The sequence below is a fragment of the Pseudovibrio sp. Tun.PSC04-5.I4 genome, from assembly GCF_900104145.1.
Taxonomy (GTDB): domain Bacteria; phylum Pseudomonadota; class Alphaproteobacteria; order Rhizobiales; family Stappiaceae; genus Pseudovibrio.
Genome location: NZ_FNLB01000006.1, coordinates 1,582,725 through 1,606,603 on the forward strand (window position 1 = coordinate 1,582,725; position 23,879 = coordinate 1,606,603).

General features: G+C 51.2%; 21 protein-coding genes. 8 read left to right on the forward strand and 13 right to left on the reverse strand.

What is annotated here, in order from left to right; all coding sequences use genetic code 11:
- Positions 1-4: 4 nt before the first annotated feature.
- The gene (locus BLS62_RS12390; RefSeq protein WP_093181110.1) at positions 5-505 is read left to right on the forward strand and encodes a CinA family protein; all 501 of its coding nucleotides are present in this window, start codon (positions 5-7) and stop codon (positions 503-505) included.
- 105 nt (positions 506-610) lie between these two features.
- On the forward strand, positions 611-1,123 hold the full coding sequence (locus BLS62_RS12395) for a hypothetical protein (RefSeq protein ID WP_208990837.1): 513 nt from the start codon (positions 611-613) through the stop codon (positions 1,121-1,123).
- A 102-nt stretch (positions 1,124-1,225) separates the two neighbouring features.
- Here BLS62_RS12395 and BLS62_RS12400 read toward each other — a convergent pair whose 3' ends face one another.
- The gene (locus BLS62_RS12400; protein ID WP_093181114.1) at positions 1,226-1,681 is read right to left on the reverse strand and encodes a type II toxin-antitoxin system RatA family toxin; all 456 of its coding nucleotides are present in this window, start codon (positions 1,679-1,681) and stop codon (positions 1,226-1,228) included.
- Positions 1,682-1,938: 257 nt separating this feature from the next.
- Between BLS62_RS12400 and BLS62_RS12405 the strand changes: the two genes are divergently transcribed.
- The 4 genes from BLS62_RS12405 to BLS62_RS31050 all read left to right on the forward strand — a co-directional run bounded on the left by BLS62_RS12405 (position 1,939) and on the right by BLS62_RS31050 (position 5,584).
- A complete protein-coding gene (locus tag BLS62_RS12405) occupies positions 1,939-2,442 on the forward strand; it encodes an alpha/beta hydrolase (RefSeq protein WP_093181117.1) in 504 nt (167 codons plus the stop codon).
- A gap of 270 nt (positions 2,443-2,712) precedes the next feature.
- Entirely contained in the window at positions 2,713-3,627 is a 915-nt protein-coding gene (locus BLS62_RS12410) for a tyrosine-type recombinase/integrase (RefSeq protein WP_093181120.1), read from the forward strand.
- Between the two features lie 6 nt (positions 3,628-3,633).
- On the forward strand, positions 3,634-4,842 hold the full coding sequence (locus BLS62_RS12415; protein WP_093181124.1) for an IS91 family transposase: 1,209 nt from the start codon (positions 3,634-3,636) through the stop codon (positions 4,840-4,842).
- 385 nt (positions 4,843-5,227) lie between these two features.
- On the forward strand, positions 5,228-5,584 hold the full coding sequence (locus BLS62_RS31050) for an alpha/beta fold hydrolase (protein WP_093181127.1): 357 nt from the start codon (positions 5,228-5,230) through the stop codon (positions 5,582-5,584).
- A 133-nt stretch (positions 5,585-5,717) separates the two neighbouring features.
- Here BLS62_RS31050 and lipA read toward each other — a convergent pair whose 3' ends face one another.
- From lipA to BLS62_RS12470, 10 genes are all read right to left on the reverse strand, one after another.
- On the reverse strand, positions 5,718-6,713 hold the full coding sequence (gene lipA, locus BLS62_RS12425) for a lipoyl synthase (protein ID WP_093181130.1): 996 nt from the start codon (positions 6,711-6,713) through the stop codon (positions 5,718-5,720).
- 153 nt (positions 6,714-6,866) lie between these two features.
- The gene (locus BLS62_RS12430) at positions 6,867-7,145 is read right to left on the reverse strand and encodes a hypothetical protein (RefSeq protein ID WP_093181134.1); all 279 of its coding nucleotides are present in this window, start codon (positions 7,143-7,145) and stop codon (positions 6,867-6,869) included.
- 83 nt (positions 7,146-7,228) lie between these two features.
- A complete protein-coding gene (gene lpdA / locus BLS62_RS12435; RefSeq protein WP_093181137.1) occupies positions 7,229-8,671 on the reverse strand; it encodes a dihydrolipoyl dehydrogenase in 1,443 nt (480 codons plus the stop codon).
- Between the two features lie 27 nt (positions 8,672-8,698).
- Positions 8,699-9,556 (reverse strand): glycosyltransferase family 17 protein, encoded by an 858-nt coding sequence (locus BLS62_RS12440; RefSeq protein ID WP_093181141.1) that lies wholly within the window; start codon positions 9,554-9,556, stop codon positions 8,699-8,701.
- A 120-nt stretch (positions 9,557-9,676) separates the two neighbouring features.
- On the reverse strand, positions 9,677-11,002 hold the full coding sequence (locus BLS62_RS12445) for a pyruvate dehydrogenase complex dihydrolipoamide acetyltransferase (RefSeq protein ID WP_093181144.1): 1,326 nt from the start codon (positions 11,000-11,002) through the stop codon (positions 9,677-9,679).
- A gap of 17 nt (positions 11,003-11,019) precedes the next feature.
- On the reverse strand, positions 11,020-12,399 hold the full coding sequence (locus BLS62_RS12450; protein WP_093181147.1) for a pyruvate dehydrogenase complex E1 component subunit beta: 1,380 nt from the start codon (positions 12,397-12,399) through the stop codon (positions 11,020-11,022).
- A gap of 17 nt (positions 12,400-12,416) precedes the next feature.
- Positions 12,417-13,466: a pyruvate dehydrogenase (acetyl-transferring) E1 component subunit alpha gene (pdhA, locus tag BLS62_RS12455; protein WP_093181150.1), complete on the reverse strand. Its 1,050-nt coding sequence runs from the start codon at positions 13,464-13,466 to the stop codon at positions 12,417-12,419.
- Positions 13,467-13,650: 184 nt separating this feature from the next.
- Positions 13,651-13,968, reverse strand: a complete 318-nt coding sequence (locus BLS62_RS12460; protein WP_093181157.1) for an FtsB family cell division protein — start codon at positions 13,966-13,968, stop codon at positions 13,651-13,653.
- Between the two features lie 206 nt (positions 13,969-14,174).
- Positions 14,175-17,663: a transcription-repair coupling factor gene (mfd, locus tag BLS62_RS12465; protein ID WP_093181160.1), complete on the reverse strand. Its 3,489-nt coding sequence runs from the start codon at positions 17,661-17,663 to the stop codon at positions 14,175-14,177.
- A 90-nt stretch (positions 17,664-17,753) separates the two neighbouring features.
- Positions 17,754-18,065 carry an FAD assembly factor SdhE gene (locus BLS62_RS12470; protein ID WP_093181163.1) on the reverse strand — a complete coding sequence of 104 codons (312 nt, stop codon included), beginning with the start codon at positions 18,063-18,065 and terminating at the stop codon, positions 17,754-17,756.
- Between the two features lie 176 nt (positions 18,066-18,241).
- Between BLS62_RS12470 and recG the strand changes: the two genes are divergently transcribed.
- A complete protein-coding gene (gene recG / locus BLS62_RS12475) occupies positions 18,242-20,344 on the forward strand; it encodes an ATP-dependent DNA helicase RecG (protein ID WP_093181166.1) in 2,103 nt (700 codons plus the stop codon).
- A 2-nt stretch (positions 20,345-20,346) separates the two neighbouring features.
- On the opposite strand, the gene BLS62_RS12480 is transcribed toward recG, so the two are convergent.
- Positions 20,347-21,099, reverse strand: coding sequence for a DUF502 domain-containing protein (locus tag BLS62_RS12480; protein WP_093181170.1), 753 nt, complete (start codon positions 21,097-21,099; stop codon positions 20,347-20,349).
- Positions 21,100-21,362: 263 nt separating this feature from the next.
- Here BLS62_RS12480 and BLS62_RS12485 point away from each other — a divergent pair, with 263 nt between their 5' ends.
- On the forward strand, positions 21,363-21,734 hold the full coding sequence (locus BLS62_RS12485; RefSeq protein ID WP_280141837.1) for a YbaN family protein: 372 nt from the start codon (positions 21,363-21,365) through the stop codon (positions 21,732-21,734).
- Between the two features lie 164 nt (positions 21,735-21,898).
- Here the strand turns inward: BLS62_RS12485 and glmS are convergent, their stop codons facing one another.
- Positions 21,899-23,725, reverse strand: coding sequence for a glutamine--fructose-6-phosphate transaminase (isomerizing) (gene glmS, locus BLS62_RS12490; protein WP_093181180.1), 1,827 nt, complete (start codon positions 23,723-23,725; stop codon positions 21,899-21,901).
- Positions 23,726-23,879: the final 154 nt, after the last annotated feature.

A 23,879-nucleotide genomic window follows, 5' to 3' on the forward strand; every position in this document is an offset into this window, starting at 1 on the left:
AAACATGACCGACATCCTCAGCCTTAAGGAAAGAGCACGTATTCTTATCTCTCTGTTTGCAGAGCGGGAAATCAAAATCGCGACGGCAGAAAGCTGCACGGGCGGCTTGCTCGCTGGCCTTTTGACAGAAGTTCCAGGTTCCTCAGCCGTGTTTGATCGTGGCTTTGTCACCTATTCCAATGAGGCCAAGCATGAGATGATAGGCGTCCCTATCGATCTGCTTATGAGCTACGGCGCTGTAAGCAGCGAAGTTGCCAAAGCCATGGCAAGCGGCGCTCATTTCTGTTCCAACGCGGATGTTGCCATTTCCATCACCGGCATTGCTGGGCCGGATGGCGGAACCAAGGACAAACCCGTAGGACTTGTCCACTTCGGGTTTTCTGCAGACGACAAGGAAACAGGTCATATCCAGTGCCTCTTTGAGAACACAGGACGCGACGGCATTCGGTATCAGGCTCTGGTACAAGCTCTCGAAATTCTGGAGAATTTTATAGAAAACAATTAATAAAAATTAACCTTCCCGGTTAAATTGCATAGCGCGCGGATAACACCTTAAGACTTTCAATGGGAACTTCGTTAGAATTTAACTCAACTTTCCATAGGAATACCGATGAGATTTCTAGCAAGCTTCCTTTTGAGTATGAGCATCAGCACTTCGGCATTTGCGGCATCGGATGTTTTTCTGATTTCCCGAGGTGTAGATGACGAATTTATAGGATCCCATGAGGTACAGCGCGTGCCTCGTGTCGGATATAAAGAACTCCGCCTTTGTGGCACATCTTACTGGGTCCGCCCCTTTTCCGTCGCATGGACCAAATGGGAAAAAAGCCTTGGCCGCTCAATAAGGCTGGAGGTTAATCAAGGGTATGGCTGGATTGTTACGTGCAAACAACCAACCGAACAAGTGAGCCTGCAAGATGTCGGCATCTACGCCTCACTTGAAGAAACGATGGAGCAAGGAGATCCAAGCAGAGAGGTCACCAGTCGCTTTCAAGCTATCCGTCGCACTTTTATCCTACGCAATGGCCTCACCGCAGAAGAAGCCGAAGCAGAACTCAGCAGAACCTTTAAACCCAAAGGCTCCCGCTTAAGTCAGTTTCTAAACGACAGAGATAATAAGTAGAGGCCGTTGGCTTTCCAGCGCGAGTACAAAGCGACGAGGTAGTCCAGGGAGCATAAAACGATAAGCAGGTCTCAGGGAAATTTCACTCACACACGACCTGCCTTAGGTAATACCGTAGATTTTGTCGGCTCTGGTTTCAAAGGCAACTGAAAACTTACGGAACGCCCGATCAAACATAGCGCCCATTACGGTGCCAAGTGTCCGGCTCTTAAATTCATAATTGATGTAAAAACTTACATCACAGTCCGTCTCATTAACGGCCTTAAAGCTCCAGGTATTTTCCAGGTGGCGAAAAGGCCCGTCCAGATACTCGACCAATATCGTATTCGCCTCGCGGTCCAACGTGACCCGGCTCGCAAATGTTTCTTTAAAAACTTTATAAGCAACCGTCATGTCAGCAATTAACAATTCACGATTTCCATCAATTTGCTTACGGCCACGAACGCGTAAAGCCTGACAAAGAGGAACAAACTGAGGGTATTGCTCCACATCAGCCACAAGATCAAACATATCTCCGGCGCTGTGTCTTACCCGATGTGTGTTTTCAAAAGACGGCATATACTCGTGTTCTTTTTCTTTTAGATTAGGTCAAATTCTTTAGGATGCTCTAAGCGACCAGCATTGATTTGCCAAGAACAATCTCATTTTTTTAATGCTCAACCAACAAACACAGCGCAAAAAGACAAGGGAGATCCTTTGGCGCAAAACCACTGCGACGATCTTACGCAATCAATTTTATCGCATAACTCTGGTCAGGCTTTAAACCCCTCCTCTACACTCTGCGCTAATACTTAGTATTTTTCGAAAGCAGACTCATGCTTAGCCCCTTTAAAATATCAACGCTTGCAAAAGACGGTGGCCATTCGGATTTCCTGAAAACAAAGAATGAGTTATCAGGATCTCCAACCAAGGTCATAGATCGTCAGGAAACTGCCAAATACCATAGCATCGTCGTCATAGAAGATGGCATCGAACGCATCCGCTACATTCCACACGCCAAAAAACATGAGGCCCCAATCGTTCTCATCCATGGCATGTGGCACGGTGCGTGGTGTTGGAAATACTGGCAGGAAAAACTTGCGGAAAAGGGCTGGGAAAGCGTTTCCATCAGCCTCCCGGGACACGGACAGTCACCTGAGCAACGACCAATTGCCGAATGCACATTAGGTTATTATCTGTATTTCCTGAAAGAAGAGATAGCACGACATAAGGTTCAGCCCATCGTCTTTGGACACAGCATGGGCGGAGCTCTCCTGCAGTGGTACCTGAAACATGTGGGAGATGTAAAAGCGGCCGTCTTTGTCGCCTCATGGACATAGCACTAAATCGCTTTGCGATACTGGCGCTGTTTGTGAGCATTTCACTGGATATGAATTTATTGCACGGGGTTAGCATCGGGTGTGTGCTGTTGGTGCAGCAATTCTCATAATGAATATTGTCATCGCCGAAAGTGCCTTTGACACAATCGATAGAGCTCGTTCTCCTAGAATATGCAACGAATTGGGACCTTTTCGTTTCTCGGATTTCCATCCTTAGAACTGCTGCTGTTGGTCGAGGTGATCTTGCCTCAATTAACACAGAGGTTTTCCATGCCCCTCCAGAAACCAACGACCACGACCCCACTTCGCGCCCGTATGATTGCGGATATGAGTGCGCGCAATCTTGGCCCAGCATCCAAGACCAGTCACTTGCGCGCCTGCAAGCGCTTTGCGGCCTGGCTCGCCCGATCTCCGCAGACGGCAACTGCAGATGATGTGAGGCGGTTCCAACAGCACCTGATCGAGAGCGGCGTGAGCATCTGCACCCGCAATCAGACCATGTCAGGCGTCAAGTTTTTGTTCAAGGTGAGTTTGCGGCGACATGATCTGGTGGCAGAGATCTTCCACCTCAAAGAACCGGACCGGGTGCCGCTGGTGCTCAGCCAAAAGGAGGTCAAGCGCATTCTGGACCTGGCACCCAGTTTGAAAGCGCGTGTCATGTTATCCTTGGCCTATGGCTGCGGACTGCGCGCGGGCGAGATTGTTCGCTTGAGCGCTGGTGATATCGACAGCGCCCAGAACATCATCCGCATTGTCCAGGCGAAGGGACACAAGGATCGCAATGTTATGCTGCCTTCGGATATTTTAGGGTTGCTGCGTGAGTGGTGGAGGGAACGCCCAACCGGTCAGGATAACAATGTGCCTGTCCCTGAGCGTATTCTTTTCCCCGGCTATCGCGGCAAACCTCTCTCAACACGGCATTTATCGCGGCTGTTCCATGAGACAGCCAGACAAGCCGATATCACCAAACACGTGACGCTGCATACGTTGCGCCATTCCTTTGCAACCCATCTTCTGGAGCGCGGCGTCGACATCCGGGTGATCCAGGTGCTGCTTGGCCATGCTAAACTCACGACAACGGCGCGGTATGTACGGGTTGCCACGGGCATGATTGCGGCGGTGGCCAGCCCGCTGGATGACCTGAGCCGGTCCAGTCGGAAGAAAGGCCAGGCCAGGTCTTCGTAGAATACCATGCCCCGTCCATCTGTGGAGGTTGCGGATATCCTCCGTGATCACGGGGCTGCCTGGCGTGCGGCGAACGCGGGTCATGTCAGTCTGAGCCAATTGAAAGTGATGAGCGCGATTGAGTGCTGCCGTACAGCAGCGCTCGGCGGACATGTTGCCCATTGCACCGACTGCGGGCATGAGCACATCGCCTACAATTCGTGCCGCAACCGTCACTGTCCCAAATGTCAGTCCGGCGCCGCAAAAACATGGCTGGCTGCGCGGGAAGCTGAGCTGCTGCCTGTGCGATATTTCCACCTTGTCTTTACATTGCCAAAACCGATCACTGATCTTGCCTATCAGAACAAACGCAAGATCTACAATCTTTTGATGCGGGCCAGCGCGGACACGGTGATCAAAATAGCCGCCGATCCCAAGCACCTTGGCGCGCGGGTCGGGATCACCTCGGTGCTCCATACCTGGGGCTCGGCAATGACGCACCATCCTCACGTGCATATGATCGTTCCGGGAGGAGGGCTTTCGGCGGATGGAGAAAAGTGGATCGCCTGCCGCAAAAACTTCTTCCTGTCTGTCCGGGTTTTATCCCGTTTGTACCGGCGTCTTATTCTGCAAGGGCTGGTCAGGCTGCACAAAGCTGGAAAACTGCAATTCTTCGGTGATTATGCTGACCTCATCAAGCCGGACGCCTTCGAGGCCTTCCTCAAGCCGCTGCGCAAAATAGACTGGGTCGTCTACGCCAAGCAACCCTTTGCCGGACCAAAAGCTGTTCTGGCATATCTGTCGCGCTACACTCATAGGGTTGCGATTTCAAATAGCCGCTTGATCAGGGCCGATGAGCGCGGTGTCACGTTCCGCGTCAAGGATTACCGCGTGACTGGTCCCAGACGGCATAAGACCATGCTCCTGAAAACCGACGAGTTCATCCGCCGGTTCATGATCCATGTTCTGCCAAAAGGCCAACACCGCATCCGCCACTACGGCTTCTTTGGTAATGGAACCCGCGCCGCCAATATTGCCAGGATCAGGGTATTACTCAGGGCCAAAGCGCCAGATAACGCTCAAAGCGATCAGGAGACTGCTGGCAGTGCCGCCCAAGCCCCCCGCACGCTCGCATTCCCTTGTCCGGGCTGCGGCGGCCAGTTGATCATCAAGGACACTTTTGCCCCACAACACCAGCCCAGAGCGCCACCAACCACGTCGAGGGCCGCCCTATGACATCGCGAGCATCTTCATGGGGACCACTGTTCAGTCCTGCCTCAGCCTCACGCTACACTGGCATGCGGCCCAGCACACTTGTGCCAACCTATCGCATTGTGACGCAAAAACTGCCCGAACCTATGGGAAGCAATACATATCGCCGCCAACCTCGCAAATCACAGACCCAACCCGCGCATACAAACCCTGCAAACGCATTCCTCCGACCTGATCCAAAGCAACAGACGCATTCAAATACCCATAGACCCGACTGACTTGCCCAAAACAACCCCGCGATTTCCCGCTTTGGCGCTTCTCCGACGCCAGGCAGCGCCTCGCCTTGATTCAAAACGCACCCCGTGGCGTCCGAGAAACCTAAACAGCAGAGGACATCCTCAAAGACTGCATGTCCAACGCCATGAGCATTGACCTATTGGGCACGGTTTTCTCTCCATTTTTGGGTTATAAATTCCAATTCAGAACCCCCAAAACAGTCGCTAAATGGTTTCTAGCGGATAAAAAACACCCAATCGCCTTCCACATCCAACGGCATCTCGGACCAGAGTCAGAGGTGGTCCTGATGCAGCACCGCCCGCCTCTGTGGTCTCCTCCGCTGGAGAATAAAACGCCCAAACTCTGGCTCACCGCAAGCGAAGACGCAATCATTCCATTCACGGCTTCCCAGCGCTCAGCCAATCTTTATGGCGCATCCCACAAGACCATTCCCAATGCGGGGCACGATATGATGCTGGAAGACAATTGAGAATGCACCCTCAAGCTTGTCTACACATGGCTTGAAAACGTCGCCCATATCGAACTCGCCTAACAACATAAACAAAAAAGAGCGCCACACTCTCATGTGACGCTCACAAATTTTCAACGCTTCAACAGACAGCTTAACTGCCTTGTTTTGCCTTACGTGCTGCACGTAGATCCGCAAAATCTGCACCAGCATGGTGAGAGGAACGGGTCAACGGGTTCGCAGAAACCTTCAGGAAGCCCTTGGCGTAGGCGATCTTCTCATAGGCCTTGAAGTCTTCAGGCGTTGGGAAGTTTATCACTGGATGGTGCTTCTTGGTCGGCTGGAGGTACTGACCAACAGTCAGGAAGTCCACATCAGCCACACGAAGATCATCCATAAGCTGGAGCACTTCGTTCCGCTCTTCACCAAAGCCAACCATAATGCCGGACTTGGTGAACATCTCAGGATCGATCTCCTTCACGCGCTGCAGCAGGCGGATGGAGTGGAAGTAACGTGCCCCCGGACGCACCTTCAGATATTTGGAAGGCACAGTTTCCATGTTGTGGTTGAACACATCAGGCTTCGCCGCAACAACAATTTCAAGCGCGCCATCCTTACGAAGGAAGTCAGGTGTCAGCACTTCAATAGTTGTTTTTGGAGAAATTTCGCGGATCGCAGCAATCACGTTGGCAAAGTGGGTCGCACCGCCATCGTCAAGGTCATCACGATCCACCGAGGTGATCACAACGTGCTCAAGGCTCATCGCAGCCACAGCCTTGCCAATGCTTGCAGGCTCAGCCTGGTCAACAGGACCCGGCATACCCGTCCGCACATTACAAAACGCACAAGCACGGGTACAGGTATCACCAAGGATCATGAAGCTCGCATGCTTCTTTGACCAGCATTCGCCAATGTTGGGGCAGCCCGCTTCCTCGCACACAGTGACCAAACCGTTCTTGCGAACCAGCTCTTGGGTCTTACGATAAACAGGAGATGTCGGTGCTTTTACACGAATCCACTTTGGCTTACGTTGAACCGGATTGTCTGGACGGTGTGCTTTTTCGGGGTGGCGCGGACGCTCACTCACCTGTCCAGTGCGGTCTTCTTGACTCTTATGATTTGGATCGAGTGTATTTACCAGTGTAACCATGCCAGTTCCATAGGGTCAGAGGCAGTGTTTACCAACTAATCCAGCAGATCAGTACGGCAGCCCATTACTATATTTAGTGGTCCATAGCAGAATTTGGGGCAGCCCTCAACATATGAGGCCCAAATATAGTAAAACTACGCGTCAAGACCACATCTAATCAAAGCCAATCACATCTCCGCCAATAAAGGCAGCAACGAAGGCAAAAACCAGTGAGCCAACCATGGCTATAACGGCCTGATCGACATATTCATTTCCAAGGGAAACCTCAAATCCAGAGAACTCGATCAGGTAAATCCCTGAAATTCCACCAAGAAAACCGGCAATGATGATTATGCCGAATTCTCCGCCCATAACGGCCAACACAATCACTGTCGCAACCACGGCGCAAACAGCAGATGTTGCCAGCCAGATAATGGAATTCATAAAGCCCATGGGTCTTCTCCTTTTTTAAAGAAGACTACCGTGAAAGACTTAAGCCCCTCTCACTGGTTAGGATCCAGTGAGAGGGATTTGGTTTACATATTCAAAGCACGACCATAGGCGTCCAGAACACTTTCCTTCATCATTTCAGAAAGCGTCGGATGCGGGAAGACTGTGTGCATCAGTTCTTCTTCGGTGGTTTCAAGACCCATCGCAACAACAAAACCCTGAATAAGTTCAGTTACTTCGGTGCCCACCATGTGAGCGCCGAGCAGCTGACCGGTTTTTTTGTCAAAGATAGTCTTGACCAAACCTTCAGGCTCACCAAGCGCAATCGCTTTACCGTTACCCATGAATGGGAAACGACCAACGCGGATCTCGTGACCAGCATCTTTTGCGCGCTGCTCAGTCAGACCAACAGAAGCCACCTGCGGATTACAGTAGGTACATCCAGGGATCTGATCACGCTTCATCGGGTGAACATCTTCGCCTGCGATCTTTTCGATACAGATCACACCTTCGTGTTCAGCCTTATGCGCCAGCATTGGAGGACCAGCAACGTCACCAATCGCATAAACGCCAGGAACGTTCGTGCGGTTGAAGTCGTCAGTGGAGATGCAGCCACGGTCCGTTTTGATACCAAGCGTCTCAAGACCAAGGCTTTCGATGTTGCCAACAACGCCAACAGCAGAAATGAGCTTCTCAGCTGTAATTTCCTGCGTCTTGCCGTCTTTGGTTTCAACAGTTGCCGTGATCTGGCCTTTGCCCTTCACAACCTTAGAAACCTTAGCTTCCATCACAAACTTGATGCCCTGCTTCTCCATTTGCTTTTTAGCAATCGCGGAAATTTCAGGATCTTCAACTGGCATGATGGTGGACATCATCTCAACAACGGTCACATCAGCGCCCATTGTCTTGTAGAAGGACGCAAATTCGATACCAATAGCGCCAGAGCCCATCACAACAAGGGACTTAGGCATGGTTTCAGGCACCATTGCTTCAAAGTATGTCCAGATATTTTCTTTATCCGGCTCAATACCTGGAAGAACGCGTGGTTTCGCACCAGTCGCAACAATAACGTGCTTGGCAGAATACGTGCCATGCCCCTTAACACCCTTCGGTGTCGGGTGCTGAGGCTCCATAACCGCTTTACTGGACGCACCAACAGTGATCTCACCCGGCTTGGTGAGCTTGGCTTCACCCCAGATGATATCAACCTTGTTCTTTTTCATCAGGTAGCTGATGCCACCATTCAGCTGACCAGAAACACCGCGAGAGCGTTTCACAACAGCTTTTGCATCAAAGCTGATGTTTTCCGCACCAAGACCGTAGTCCTTCGCATGGTGCATGAAATGGTAAATCTCAGCAGAACGCAGCAGTGCCTTGGTCGGGATACAACCCCAGTTTAAGCAAATGCCACCCATGTGCTCACGCTCAACAATCGCAGTCTTGAACCCAAGCTGCGCGGAGCGAATTGCGGTTACGTAGCCACCAGGGCCCGAACCGATAATAATGACGTCGTAGGCGTTGCCACTCATCAATTTAACCTCGCCAAATGGCCTCAGTTATTGAGGCTCCACATAAAGGTGGGAGAACTTCGAAAAATTCTCCAAAACGTATTCGGGCAGTTCTCCGCTGTCCTTTGTGACAAGCTTTCCTCTGCCATCACCTGCCTCCAGCCGCTCCAGCGTTCGCTGCGCACGACCAAGATAGGTGTCATTCATGTGTTCAGCGTGCGAGTAAGCCTCAAGTTTCGTAACCACCTTGTCCATGTCCCCCAAAAAGCTGAAGTGCCAGCTGGAGGAACGGAGCAATTTGCGTCGCATAGGTCGCCCATATCGGGTTGCTGCTTTCCATTGCCACAAAACCCGCTCCAACACCGCCGGAAGGCTCTTGCTTTGAAACGCCCGCTCTCGCCTGAGAGCTTGTGCGCCTTTGAAAAACATCGCACTGATCAGTCTGGGGCATGAGGTAAAATCCGAGATATCGTCTTTGAAGTTAAGCCGGTACCGGAAAATATCTGAGCCAAAGAAAGTCAAACTGCGGGAACTTTTAGGATCATTTTTTGCCTTAAACAGTGCATCTGGCTTTGGAATTTCATCCACGTCAGAAACAAGGATCAGGTCGTGAACCTCAAGATCATGCAGGCCGCGCTCTATGCAGTCGCGTTGGTGGTACTCCCTTGTCCAAGCGTTTTGTGCGTTTATAGGCATATCATCGACAATCACATGCCGAATCTTGCTCATAAACGGCGCAAACCGCGACTTATTCTCAGCAAAAAAGAGAGGTTTTTCCTGCCCTGCAAAGGTTTTAGTCGCCTCCACAAGAATGAACTCATCCACCACATTGAAAAGTTCACCTAAGCGAATTTCCAGCGTATCGAGTTCATTGAAAAACGTGAAGCCATCGACAATTTTGACCATTTTTCCTGGTCTCCTCGATCAATTGGACTTCAGTTTACTCCACTCTTTTTGCTCTCACCTACCACTTGGATTTACCGGCAGAAAACTAGGGGAACCCTAAGTTCTGCCGGTAGTCCTTATTTAAACCAGCATAGACATCGGGTTTTCGATGTAGCCTTTGAAGGCCTGCAGAAGCTGTGCACCCAGCGCACCATCTACGGCACGGTGATCCGTAGAAAGGGTCACAGACATCACGGTTGCAACGACGATCTCGTCGCCCTTCACAACTGGACGCTTTTGACCTGCACCAACGGCAAGGATGGTTGCGTGCGGAGGATTGATCACCGCTGCAAATTCCTTAACGCCGAACATACCAAGGTTGGAAACAGAGGTTGTTCCGCCCTGGAATTCCTGCGGCGCCAGCTTGCGCTCACGGGCACGCTTTGCCAGATCTTTCATTTCAACAGAAATGGTGGAAAGCGTTTTTTCTTCCGCACGGCGAATGATCGGAGTGATCAAGCCACCTTCAATGGAAACAGCAACACCAACATCAGCGTGTTTGTGAACGACCATGCCACTTTCAAGGTAAGACGCATTGGCCGCAGGTACAGCCTTAAGCGCAAGAGCGTGAGCCTTGATGACCAGATCGTTGACAGAAAGCTTGTAGGCAGGCTTGCCATCGCCATCTTTAGGAGCAGACGCGTTGAGCTGTCCGCGCAGAGCAAGCAAGGCATCCAGCTCACACTCTACGGTAACGTAGAAATGTGGAACAGTTTGCTTGGATTCGGTCAGGCGCTTGGCAATAATCTTACGCATGCCGTCATGAGGAATAAGCTCATAGGAGCCTTCTTCAAACAGCTTCAAGGTCTGTTCGTCAGATGGACCAGAGGCAAGAACCTTCGGTGCTTCCGCAGTTTTAGGGGCAGCAGCTGCTGCCTTAGGCGCTTCAGCTTTACCGGTGCCAGCAGCAATCGCAGCCTCCACATCGCGCTTAACAACACGGCCCTTAGGGCCGGAGCCAGCAATCAATGCAATCTCAAGACCGCTCTGTTTTGCAATACGGCGGGCCAGCGGTGAAGAGAACACACGCTCGCCAGAGGCTGCAACAGGGGCAGCTGACGCTGGCGCAACTTCAGTTGAAGCTGCAGGCGCGGCCGCAGTTGGAGCAGCCGCAGGTTTTGCACCCGGCACGGCTACAACGTCGTCGATTGCAGAAGCATCTTCGCCCTCTTCAAGCAGAACAGCGATGCGCTCGTTTACTTTTACGCCTTCTGTTCCTTCGGCAACAAAAATCTTGCCAACAATACCTTCATCAATGGATTCAACTTCCATTGTGGCCTTGTCAGTTTCAATCTCAGCAATCACATCACCAGCTGAAACGGTATCGCCTTCTTTGACGAGCCATTTGGCCAGATTGCCCTCTTCCATAGTTGGAGAGAGAGCAGGCATCAAAATGTTGATAGACATATCTTCGCCCTTCAGCCCTAAGCGGTGTAAGTTACGGCTTTCACCGCATCAATGACGTCCTTGGTGTTTGGCAGAGCCAACTTTTCAAGGTTTGCAGCGTATGGCATCGGCACATCTTTGCCAGTCACACGCAGGATAGGTGCATCAAGCCAATCAAATGCTTCAGACTGAACGCGATAAGCGATTTCAGAGGAAACAGAACAGATTGGGTAGGCTTCTTCAACAGTCACCAAACGGCCAGTTTTGCGAACGGATTTAAGAACTGTGTCCATGTCCAAAGGACGAATGGTACGCAGATCAATCAGCTCAACAGAAATGCCCTGTTTTGCCATCTCATCACAAGCCTGCAACGCATAGGTCATGCCAATGCTCCAGGAAACGATGGTTACATCGGTACCTTCACGAACAACTTTCGCTTTTCCGATCGGTACAATGTAATCCGGCAGGTCCGGCACATCAAAGTGCTGACCGTACAACATCTCGTTTTCTAGGAAGACAACCGGGTTCGGGTCCATGATCGCAGCTTTCAACAAACCCTTTGCATCAGCAGCAGAGTAAGGCTGAACCACTTTCAGACCCGGAATTGCAGCATACCAGGACGCGTAATCCTGCGAGTGCTGAGCACCCACACGCGTAGCTGCACCGTTCGCACCACGGAACACCATAGGTGCACCCATCTGACCGCCAGACATGTAAAGCGTCTTAGCAGCAGAGTTGATGATGTGATCAATCGCTTGCATCGCAAAGTTGAAGGTCATGAATTCAACGATTGGCTTCAAGCCAGCCATTGCAGCGCCAACGCCAAGACCTGTAAAGCCATGCTCAGTGATTGGCGTATCAATCACACGCTTTTCGCCAAACTCGTCCAAAAGACCCTGAGAGATTTTGTAGGCGCCCTGATACTGAGCAACTTCTTCGCCCATCAGGAAGACTTTATCGTCCTTGCGCATTTCCTCAGCCATCGCGTCGCGCAAAGCTTCACGAACAGTCATGCTCACCATTTTGGTGCCAGCTGGAATGTCTGGATCAGCAAGATTAACCGATTCCACTGGCGCAGCTGGAGCCGCAGCCACAACTGGCGCAGCCTCTGCAACAGGAGCAGGAACTGGTGCCGGAGCAGCAGAGCCAACTGTGTCAACAGCGGACGCATCATCGCCCTCTTCCAAAAGCACAGCGATAGGTGAGTTCACCTTCACGCCTTCCGTGCCTTCAGCAACAAGGATCTTGCCAAGAATGCCTTCATCCACAGCTTCTACTTCCATGGTTGCTTTATCGGTTTCGATTTCAGCAATCACGTCACCAGCAGAAACGGTGTCGCCTTCTTTTTTGACCCATTTGGAAAGCGTACCTTCCTCCATCGTCGGAGAAAGTGCAGGCATCAAAATTTGAACAGCCATAATTTATTATCCCGACCTTAGAGCACGATATCTGTGTAGAGCTCAGATGCATCCGGCTCTGGATCGTTCGTTGCAAACTCGGCAGAAGCTGCCACGATAGCACGGACTTCTTTATCGAGCGCTTTGAGGTCGTCCTCAGATGCCAATCCTTTTTCAAGGATACGAGCGCGAACCTGTTCAATCGGGTCATGCTCAGAACGCATCTTTTGAACTTCGTCTTTAGAGCGGTACTTGGCAGGATCAGACATGGAGTGACCACGGTAGCGGTAGGTCACCATCTCAAGGATGTAAGGACCATTGCCAGAACGACACCATTCCATGGCATAGTCAGTCGCAGCTTTAACAGCGCGAACATCCATACCATCAACCTGCATACCCGGAATACCAAAGGACGAGCCACGCTGAGAAAGATCAGTCGTAGAAGACGCACGTTCAATGGAAGTGCCCATGCCATACTTGTTGTTTTCAATGACGTAGATCACAGGCAGATCCCAAAGCTTCGCCATATTGAAGCTCTCGTAAACCTGACCCTGGTTTGCAGCGCCATCGCCAAAGAAGGCCATGGCAACTTTGCCGTTCTCTTTATAACGGTTGGCAAACGCCAAACCGGTACCTAACGAGACCTGCGCGCCAACAATGCCATGTCCGCCGTAAAATTCTTTTTCTTTGGAGAACATATGCATGGAACCGCCCTTACCTTTGGACAGACCTCCGCGGCGACCAGTCAGTTCGGCCATCACGCCGTTCGGGTCCATACCACAAGCAAGCATATGAGCATGGTCACGGTAAGATGTGATCATCTGATCACCCTTTTCCTTGGCCATCTCCATTCCAACAACAACAGCTTCCTGTCCGATGTAAAGGTGACAGAAGCCACCGATCAGACCCATACCGTAAAGCTGACCCGCCTTTTCTTCAAAGCGACGGATAAAAAGCATTTCGCGGTATGAACCGAGCTCTTCTTCCTGGGAGAAATCTGCAATTGGTGGCGTATTTTTTAGTGCGCCGCTGGCTTTGGAAGCGCTTTTAGCGCGACTGCCGGTAGACTTGGATTGAGTTCCAGCCATGTGCCTCGTCTCTTTTGACGTGAATTGGTGACAGAACACTATCCCCCACAGCCTCTCTTGCCAATATCAGCAGAAACACTTGGGGATTAATGTATGTCATTGATTTATATGGCATTTTCAAATTAACTCAAATTCAGTTAATTTATACAAATCAACCGAATTCGAGTTAATGCAATCTGATGTTTCAGTTGCGCATAATTGCAACTTCATTCACATGCGCTAAATTCAGCGATGCGCGGGCACGTTCATCAACCATATCAGGATCTAGGCTTTCTGGATCCAACAACATGACACGGCGCTGCAAAAGCATACGCTCGGAACGCAATTCTCCCAATTGAAGTTCAAGCGCAAGAATCTCATGCTCGATCTGTGGACGCCCTACTAGCCCCAGCTCGCCATTCAACGCATGGAAAGCAAAGTAACAGAGCGCTCCAATGGCGAAACCCGGTACAACGAGATTCTTTAGATAGGAGTCTTTTCGCTGACGTGTTGTAGCTAGCACTGATTGACCTACTCATTACAAAAACTGGTCACATGCTCGCACTATTTCACAACGCCCTTAACCAAGGGTTTCAGAACTCATATAAATACCGTTAATCCGCGAGAACCTTTCACCCACAACGTAAAAAACGCAAACCGATGCACATATCAACGCAAAACGGGGCAAGCATGCTCACCCCGCCCTCACAAGTATTTGTAATAACGTCTTTATTCGGAAATCACCAACCGTGAGAGCTTAATCAGCACCGCAGCAGCCCCTTTCAAACGCGCGTCAGGCGTTGGCCAGTCTCGCGTTAACACGACCTTTTGATCTGGGCGAATTTTTGCAAGAAAGCTCTGTTCTGCGATGTAAGATACCAACCCTGCCGGATTGCTGAATTCCCCATTGCGGAACGTGATCACAATTCCCTTCGGCCCAGCGTCAATCTTTTCAACATTCGCTTTGCGGCACAGCCCCTTGATGAAGACGATCTTCAAAAGGTGTTGAACCTCTTCCGGTAATGCGCCAAAACGGTCAATCAGTTCAGCGCCGAAGCCATCGATATCCTCAATATCAGTCAAGTCAGCAAGACGGCGGTAAAGCTCCAGACGCAGCAGCAAGTCAGGCACATAGCTCTCTGGAATGAGCACCGGCGTGCCGACAGAGATCTGCGGCGACCACTGCTCCTCTGCAAAGTCTTCCCCGCCGGACTTCAATTGTGCCACCGCTTCCTCAAGCATCTGCTGGTAAAGCTCAAACCCAACTTCCTTGATGTGGCCGGACTGCTCCTCACCCAAAATGTTACCCGCCCCGCGAATATCCAGATCATGTGATGCCAATTGGAAACCCGCGCCTAATTTCTCAAGGCTTTGCAACACCTTAAGGCGGCGTTCCGCCGTAACTGTCAGCGTTTTATTGGCCGGAACCGTAAACAAGGCATAAGCTCTCGTCTTAGAACGTCCCACTCGCCCACGGATCTGGTAGAGCTGCGCCAAGCCGAACATGTCCGAACGGTGCACAATCAATGTGTTGGCGTTTGGTATGTCCAAACCAGATTCCACAATGGTGGTTGCTAAAAGCACATCGAACTTACCCTCATAAAAGGCATTCATGATGTCATCCAGCTCTCCCGCTGGCATCTGCCCATGAGCGGAAACCACTTTAACTTCAGGTACATTGTCCTCAAGGAAGGCCCTCACCTCAGCCAGATCGGACACACGCGGACACACATAGAAGCTCTGCCCACCGCGATAGTGCTCGCGCAACAAGCTTTCGCGGATAACCATCGGGTCAAACGGGGATATAAACGAGCGTATAGCGAGACGGTCGACTGGAGGTGTCGCAATAAGGGAAAGCTCCCGAACGCCAGTCAGTGCCAATTGTAGGGTACGAGGAATCGGGGTCGCAGAGAGGGTAAGAACGTGAATATCACTTTTCAGCTCTTTCAGTCGCTCCTTATGCTTCACACCGAAATGCTGTTCCTCATCAATAATGAGAAGCCCCAAGTCTCTGAAACCAATAGCCTTACCAAGAAGCGCGTGCGTTCCGATAACAATATCAACGGTCCCTTCCTTGATCCCTTTCTTGGTCTCGGAGAGTTGCTTACTGGGGACAAGTCGCGAGGCTTGCCGCACTTCAATCGGCAACCCATTAAAGCGATCCGCAAATGTTCTGTAATGCTGCCGCGCCAACAACGTCGTCGGAACAACAAGAGCAACCTGCCGACCAGACATCGCAGCCAAAAACGCAGCACGCAGAGCAACTTCCGTCTTACCGAAGCCCACATCACCACAAATCAGGCGGTCCATAGGTCGCCCGGACGCCATGTCATCAAACACAGCTTCAATAGCACTCATCTGGTCATCAGTCTCATCATAGACAAACAACGCAGAGAACTCGTCATAAGCTCCTTCCGGTGCCGTAATCGTCGGAGCCGTCCGCAAAGCCCGTTCTGCAGCAATCTTGATCAAGCCATCGGCAATCTCAAGAATTTGCTTTTTCATCTTGGCTTTACGGGCCTGCCATGCGCCGCCGCCAAGCTTATCTAATTGAACTTCCTGATCTTCTGAGCCGTAACGCGTCAGCAGTTCAATATTTTCAACGGGCAAGTAGAGCTTATCAGAGCCAGTATATCGCAGTTCCAGACAATCATGCGGCGACCCAACAGCCTCAATCGTCTTTAGCCCGATAAAGCGACCAATACCGTGCTCCACATGCACAACAAGATCACCGGGAGACAGCGCAGAAGCCTCAGTGAGAATATTGGCACCCTTGGACTTACGCCGGCGCTGACGAATAAGACGATCCCCAAGAATGTCCTGCTCTCCAATGAAAGCAAGGTTATCTATCTCAAAGCCATGTTCCAGGCCCAGGAGAATAAGAGTTGTCAGCCCAGCGGGTACTTTGGAAAGCTCACTCTCGTTACCCGCATACCCCGTCCGGTCCAGACCGTGATCTGCAAGCACCTGTGTCAGTCGTTCTCGCGAGCCTTCACTCCAGCAAGAAAGCACAACACGCTTGCCATCCTTAGCCATTTCTCCCACATGCTTGGACAGCGCATCAAAGATGTTCACATCGCCAGCAGCACGTTCCGCAGCAAAGTTACGCCCCTGTCGCCCCCCAAGATCAAGGCAGGTCTTCCCTGTTCCCGGAGGTTGAGCAAACGGGGACATCTGTGCAGAAGCCCTGTCCGCAATTGATGCGCCAAACTCATTGCCCAACAGGTACAGTGATACGGCAGGGATTGGCTTGTACGGCACCCCTGTAGACAGAGCCTTACTGTTCAACCCGTCCCGGCGCGCGCCAAAGTGCTCCTCAACCTGTTCCAGTCGCTCCTTGACCATTTCATCTGTATTTGCATCCAGAATAACGGGAACATCACCGATGTAATCAAACAGCGTCTCCAGCTTCTCATGGAACAACGGCAACCAGTGTTCCATACCCGCATAGCGCCGCCCCTCACTAATGGACTGATACAAAATATCTTCCGGCCCAGCGGCTCCAAAGGAGGTAACGTAGTTCCGGCGAAACCTAGAGATTGTTTCAGGCTCAAGGATGATCTCACTCATAGGAACAAGAGTGAGCCCTTTCTTTTGTGCAAGCGTGCGTTGACTGTCAGTATCAAACGAGCGAATGGATTCCAGCGTATCCCCGAAGAAATCAAGCCGCACAGGCTCTTTCGTCGCTGGTGAGAACAGATCAATGATACCGCCGCGAACTGCGTATTCTCCGGTCTCACGCACTGTAGGTGTGCGAGCAAAGCCGTTGACCTCAAGCCATTTGATAATCCGGTCAGGATTAATCCGGTTACCGGGCAGGAAAGACAGGATTTGGGTAGACGCCCACTCACGAATAGGCAACCGCTGCAATGCTGCATTCACCGTGGTGATGAGCACATACTTCTTCTTCTGCGGCAGGCCCTTAGCAAGTCGGAGCAGTGTGAGAAGCCGGCGCGCGACAATAGCTCCGTGAGGAGAGACACGGTCATAGGGCAAACAATCCCACGCGGGGAGCTGCAGAACCTCTACATCTGGCGCAAAGAAGCCCAGCGCCTCAGTGAGTGCAGCCATTCGCGTTGCATCTCGGGCAACATAAGTCAGCGCAAGCCCGCCCCCCTCTATCTCAGAAAGGGCCTTTGAAAGCACATAAGCCTCAGCTCCATCAGGAACGGAGGCAAGTGTGATGTTTTCACTGTTCTTGAGCAAACTTTCAAACACGAGAAGGGCAACCTTATTGCTTTTAAAAAAATCAGGCAGTCAGAACACGAGGCCGGATACCGGAAACCCAACCCCTTTGCAGAAGGCAGATTAATCCTCTGTCTTCGCCTTGTAGTAATCTAGGATTTTGCGGAACAGACCTGTATTGGCCTCATCCGGCACTGGCTTGGTGCCAATAAACCACGAGAACAAATCCTGATCATGATGTTGCAAGAACACTTCCAACTCCTCCAGCTCGCTGTCGTTCATAGCCGCAACATGCTTTTCAACATAACCACCGAGCATGATATCCATTTCTTTCATACCCCGGTGGTGGCACCGGAAAATTATCCGCTTACGGCGATCGTCAAGCTGTACGTTCCCGTTTTGATCTTCTTTCTGCACGCTATGATCCATAGTCATTCCTTTGCAAGGCCTCCGCACCCTACCTGGATAAATCTATCAGTTAGAGAGGGCAAAATCGTTTCGCCTGTATACAACCCTTGTTTTCATCTGTCAGTGTTTTCTTAAGGGCGTTGCACAAATCACAGGAACATGGCACAGATCGATAAAGTTGTTCCCGTTATGGTCTAAATGGTATGCGCCCCACCCGTCTTGATCCCCTTTTTGCCTCAGTTACCAAGCTGCCCGGCATCGGTCCCAAAATCGCAAAGACTATAACAAACCTGCTTGTCGGCAGCCCGGATCGGGAAGCCCGCATTTCAGATCTGCTGTTTCATGTTCCCGTCAATGTCATTGATCGGCGCCTGCGTCCGGGAGTATCTGGATCACCTGAGGGGGAAATCGTCACCCTCCTCCTGCATATTGATCAGCACAGAGAGCCACACCGCGACAGCAGAGCGCCTTACAAAGTTCAGGCACACGACGAAACCGGCAGCATAGAACTGGTCTTCTTCCATGCCCGTGGCGACTTCCTGCACCGCACTCTGCCAGAGGGAGAAATACGTCTCGTCTCCGGCAAGGTGGAATGGTTCAATGACCGCGCACAGATGGTTCATCCCGACCACATGGTCTCAGAGGAAGAAGCCGAATCCCTGCCGCTGGTAGAACCCGTCTACCCAATGACAGCAGGCCTTGCTTCCAAAACCTTGCAACGCGCCATGGGAACAGCCTTAGAGTTTCTGCCGCAAATGCCGGAATGGCAAAACGCAGCCTTTGTAGAGCAGCAAGGCTATCCGCCATTTGATGTCGCACTGCGCTCCATCCATAAACCCGAGGATGCTACAGACCTCGCTCCCCAGAGCAAATCCAGAGCACGCCTTGCCTATGATGAGTTTCTCGCCAATCAGTTGGCGCTCGCCCTGGTCCGCAACTCCCTACGCCATATGGGCGGTCAGGCCCGTAAAGGCGATGGCTCTATACGCCGTAAGATACTGTCAGCGCTGCCATTTGAGCTAACACCCGGGCAAGAAATTGCTCTCAAAGAAATCTTCGAGGACCTTGAAGACCCAACAAGAATGCTCCGCCTGTTACAAGGCGATGTAGGGTCCGGTAAAACAATCGTCGGCCTGCTTGCGATGGCCGCAGTCATTGAGACGGGCAGCCAAGCTGCCATGATGGCCCCAACGGATATCCTTGCCCGTCAGCACTACGCCTCCATGAAGCCGCTGTGTGATGCCGCAGGCATTCGTATTGCAGCCCTGTCTGGAAAAGACACCGCCAAAACCAAACGAGAAACAGGTGAAGCTCTGGAAGCTGGCGAAATCGATCTGATCGTCGGCACACACGCTCTTTTCCAATCAACAGTCAATTTCAAAGACCTCGGCATTACCATCGTCGACGAACAGCACCGCTTTGGCGTTCACCAGCGCTTGGCACTCTCCGCCAAGGGCTCGCATGTAGACGTGCTGGTGATGACCGCAACTCCGATCCCGCGCACACTGGTCCTCTCCTACTTCGGCGACATGGATGTCTCCCGCCTTACCGACAAACCCAAAGGGCGACAGGAAATCAAAACGGTTTCCATCTCCCTTGACCGGATCGGCGAGGTTGTAGAACGCCTCAAAGCCATGATCGCTGAGGGCCAGAAGATCTACTGGGTTTGCCCTCTGGTGGAGGAATCCGAGAAAATCGATCTGGCTGCAGCGGAGGAACGGTTCGCAGAACTTCAACACATTTTTGGCTCTGCTGTCGCTCTCGTTCATGGTCGCCAAAAAGCTGATGAAAAACAAGCCGCTATGGACGCCTTCAAAAACGGCGATGCTCGCGTTCTGGTCGCCACCACCGTGATTGAGGTTGGGGTAGACGTGCCCGATGCAACAATCATCGTGATCGAGCACGCAGAGCGTTTCGGCCTTGCACAGCTTCACCAGCTCAGAGGACGTGTTGGTCGTAGCAACCTCGCCTCCTCCTGTCTGCTCCTCTTCAAATCACCACTAAATGAAACCGCAGCCTCACGCCTCAACATCCTACGTCAGACCAACGATGGGTTCCTGATTGCAGAGGAGGATTTGCGATTGCGCGGCGAAGGTGAGCTTTTGGGAACGCGTCAATCAGGTATGCCGGGGTTCAGGTTAGCATCCCTTGAGGACCATGCAGACCTTATGGAGATCGCACGAGATGATGCAAAGCTGATTATGGCGACGGATCCTGAGCTGGAAACAAAAAGAGGCGACGCTTTGCGCCACCTGCTTTATTTATTCGCCAGAGATGAAGCCATTAAGCTGCTCAGAGCCGGATAACTCTATTCCGCAGCAACCGTCTCTGATCCATCGCCTTCATTGCGCTTGGATTTTTTGCGTTGATGCTTCTCAACCGCCTTTTTATCCTCACCCGTAAGCAGCTTTGGATACTCAGGACTAACAAGACCAGCAGAGATAACAAGCTTTGCTGCATCTTCAACACTCATAGAGAGCTCGATGATGTCTTCGCGCGGCACAAACAGCAAAAACCCGGAGGTCGGGTTTGGCGTTGTCGGCAGAAAAACAGAAACAGTACTCGCTCGGTCTTGCAGCTGGGCGGCAACTTCGCCTTTTGTGTCCGTTGCCAGAAACACAATCGCCCAAAGGCCTTTGCGTGGATATTCAACAAGACCCGCTTTGGTAAAGTTTCGGCCTTTTTCATTCAGCACAGTTTCAAAGATCTGCTTCAACGCAGAATAAAGGTTCCGCACCAAAGGCATACGGCCAAGGATAGCTTCACCAACTCCAATGAATGAGCGACCTGCAATGTTGGCTGTCAGAAATCCGATAACGGTTATAGCGACAAGTGCCGCGAACAAACCAAAGCCCGGCACTTGGATAGGCAAATAAGTATCAGGATTATAAACGTTTGGCAGAAAAGGCTTTACCCAGCCATCAATCAACTGGATCAAGGACCAGCTGAGATAAAGGGTAATACCAACAGGTCCGGTGATAACCAGCCCGGTAAAGAAATAATTCCGCAGCCGCGTCATGAAGCCTACGCGCTTTGGCTTTTTATCCCCATCAGATCCCATAGGCCAATCTTTCTTTATGTGGGAACCATCCGCAGTGTAGTTGCGAAGACACGCAGATATACCCGTGCTTCTTTACGAACTAGTGTATTTTGAAGGTTTTGCAAGTTCCCCTTGAAAAAGAGGTGACAGCACACACCTATTGAGGTGGATATATAAGTGATCTCACCTTTTTCAAGACGACCACCAGCCGAAACCACGCTATTGCCAGCACCAACCAACACGGCGTATAAGGCAAATGACGCTTTCCAAAAGTGGAGCAACCAGTGAAAAAGCTACTCTATCTCATGCTTGGCTTAACCCTTGTAGCCACAGGAATCGTGGGCATATTTCTACCGCTGCTCCCAACAACGATTTTCTTCATTCTCGCTGCAGGCTGTTTTGCAAAATCGAACCCTAGACTCGAAAACTGGATCTTAACGCACCCAAAGATAGGGCCAAGTGTCATCCAGTGGCAACAGCACAAAGTCATCCCGTTGAGGGCAAAATTCTTCGCCTTCACTGGCATCACATTTGGCTATCTGATGTTCCTGCGGATATCGCACCCAACGCTACTGTTGGCTATTGCTGTTGCACTCATGATGTCAGCTATTGCACTGTATGTTGGCAGCAGACCCTCCAAACCCATTGAATCTTAAACGACTTTAGTCATCACCCCCGATTGAACGGCACAGCGAATTGACTGGGTGCTAAACTGCCATAAATAATGAGATCTTGCACATCAGACCCAAAAAAACGCGGGACCATTACAGCCCCGCGCTTCTAAACGGATTATTCAACACCTGAAGGCATTGCAATCATATCATTCTACCGTGACGGATTTTGCAAGGTTACGTGGCTGATCAACATCCGTGCCCATAAACACCGCGGTATGATAGGACAGCAACTGCAGCGGCAGCGCATAAATCATTGGTGCTACAATTTCTGGCAGGTCTGGCAAAATGATCAACTGGTCTGCAGCAACACCCGCAGCCGCAGCTCCTTTTTCATCCGTAAACAGCGCAATCTCACCACCACGTGCAGCAACTTCTTGCATGTTGGAGACGGTCTTCTCATAAACGCCGTCAAACGGAGCAACCACGAGCACCGGCATATTCTCGTCAATCAACGCGATTGGTCCGTGCTTCAGTTCGCCAGCGGCATAACCCTCCGCATGGATGTAAGACAGCTCCTTAAGCTTCAGAGCGCCTTCAAGAGCCAACGGATAACTGGTTCCACGACCGAGGAACAGGGCATGGTGTTTTTTGGACATCCACGGTGCCAGCTTCTCAATTTCCGGTTCAAGCTTTAGCGCTTGCATTGCATTTGCCGGAAGTTCCGAAAGCGCAGCAACCAGTTCTTTTTCCTGTGCTTCATCCAGATTTCCACGTTGACGACCCGCCAAAACAGCAAGGCTGGCCAGCACGGCAAGCTGACACGTAAAGGCTTTGGTAGACGCAACGCCGATTTCAGGGCCTGCAAAAATCGGGAACACCATGTCAGATTCACGAGCAATGGTGCTTTCAGGCACATTCACCACAGCGCCGATGGTCATGCCCTGATCTTTACAGTAGCGCAAGGAGGCTAGCGTATCAGCGGTTTCACCAGACTGTGAGATAAACAGCGCCAGATCACCTTCTGCCAATGGCATTTCGCGGTAACGGAATTCGGAGGCGATATCGATATCAACAGGAAGGCGAGCATACTTCTCGAACCAGTATTTCGCCGTCAAACCAGCGTAAAACGCGGTCCCACAGGCTGAAATGACCAAGCGGTTGATCTTGGAGAAGTCAAAATCATTATCGTTCGGCAGTGCAACTTTGCCCTCGGAGAATTTTAGGTACTGAGAAATCGCATGACCCAACACTTCTGGTTGCTCATGAATTTCTTTGGCCATGAAGTGACGGTAATTGCCCTTGTCCATCATGGTAGCGCTCACGCTGGAGGTCTGAACCAGTCGTGTAACAGCGCTACCATCTTCATCAAAGATAGCTGCGCCAGCGCGGGTCAACACAACGCAGTCACCTTCTTCAAGGTAGCTGATGCGGTCTGTAAAGGGAGAAAGCGCAATAGCATCTGAGCCAAGGTACATTTCGCCTTCGCCATACCCAACAGCAAGAGGAGAACCACGACGCGCACCAATCATCAAATCATCATGATCAGCAAACAGGATCGCCAGAGCAAACGCGCCCTTCAGTTTCAAGAGCACAGCTTCAACAGCTTCTTTAGGAGCCTTGCCAGCTTTAACTTCTAAAGAGATCAGATGGGCAACCACTTCCGTATCTGTCTCTGTCGAAAGTTTCACCCCTGCTGCACGGATAACCTCGCGCAATTCGAGGAAGTTCTCGATAATACCGTTATGAACCACCATGACGCCATCAGAAGCGTGTGGATGTGCATTTTCGACAGTTGGCGCACCATGTGTTGCCCAACGCGTATGCCCAATTCCGCTGTTTCCTAACAGAGGGTTAGCCGCTAAATGAGCCTCAAGGTCACGCAACTTGCCTTTCGCGCGACGACGAACCAGCTCTCCGTTTTGAACTGTTGCAATACCGGCAGAGTCATATCCACGATACTCAAGCCGTTTCATCGCATCTACCAGCAAAGGTGCAACAGGTGTTTGCCCTAAAATACCGACAATACCGCACATAAGAAGTCTCCTTGAATCCCACCTCGCAACTGATGCGAGTATCAACTTTAGGCCAAGTCTTTAACCCGTTGCCCACACACGAGGAAATCAATCCGTGTTTCGTTTCATTTCAGCTTGAGGAAAATTGCGAATACACACCACTGAACCCCATCAG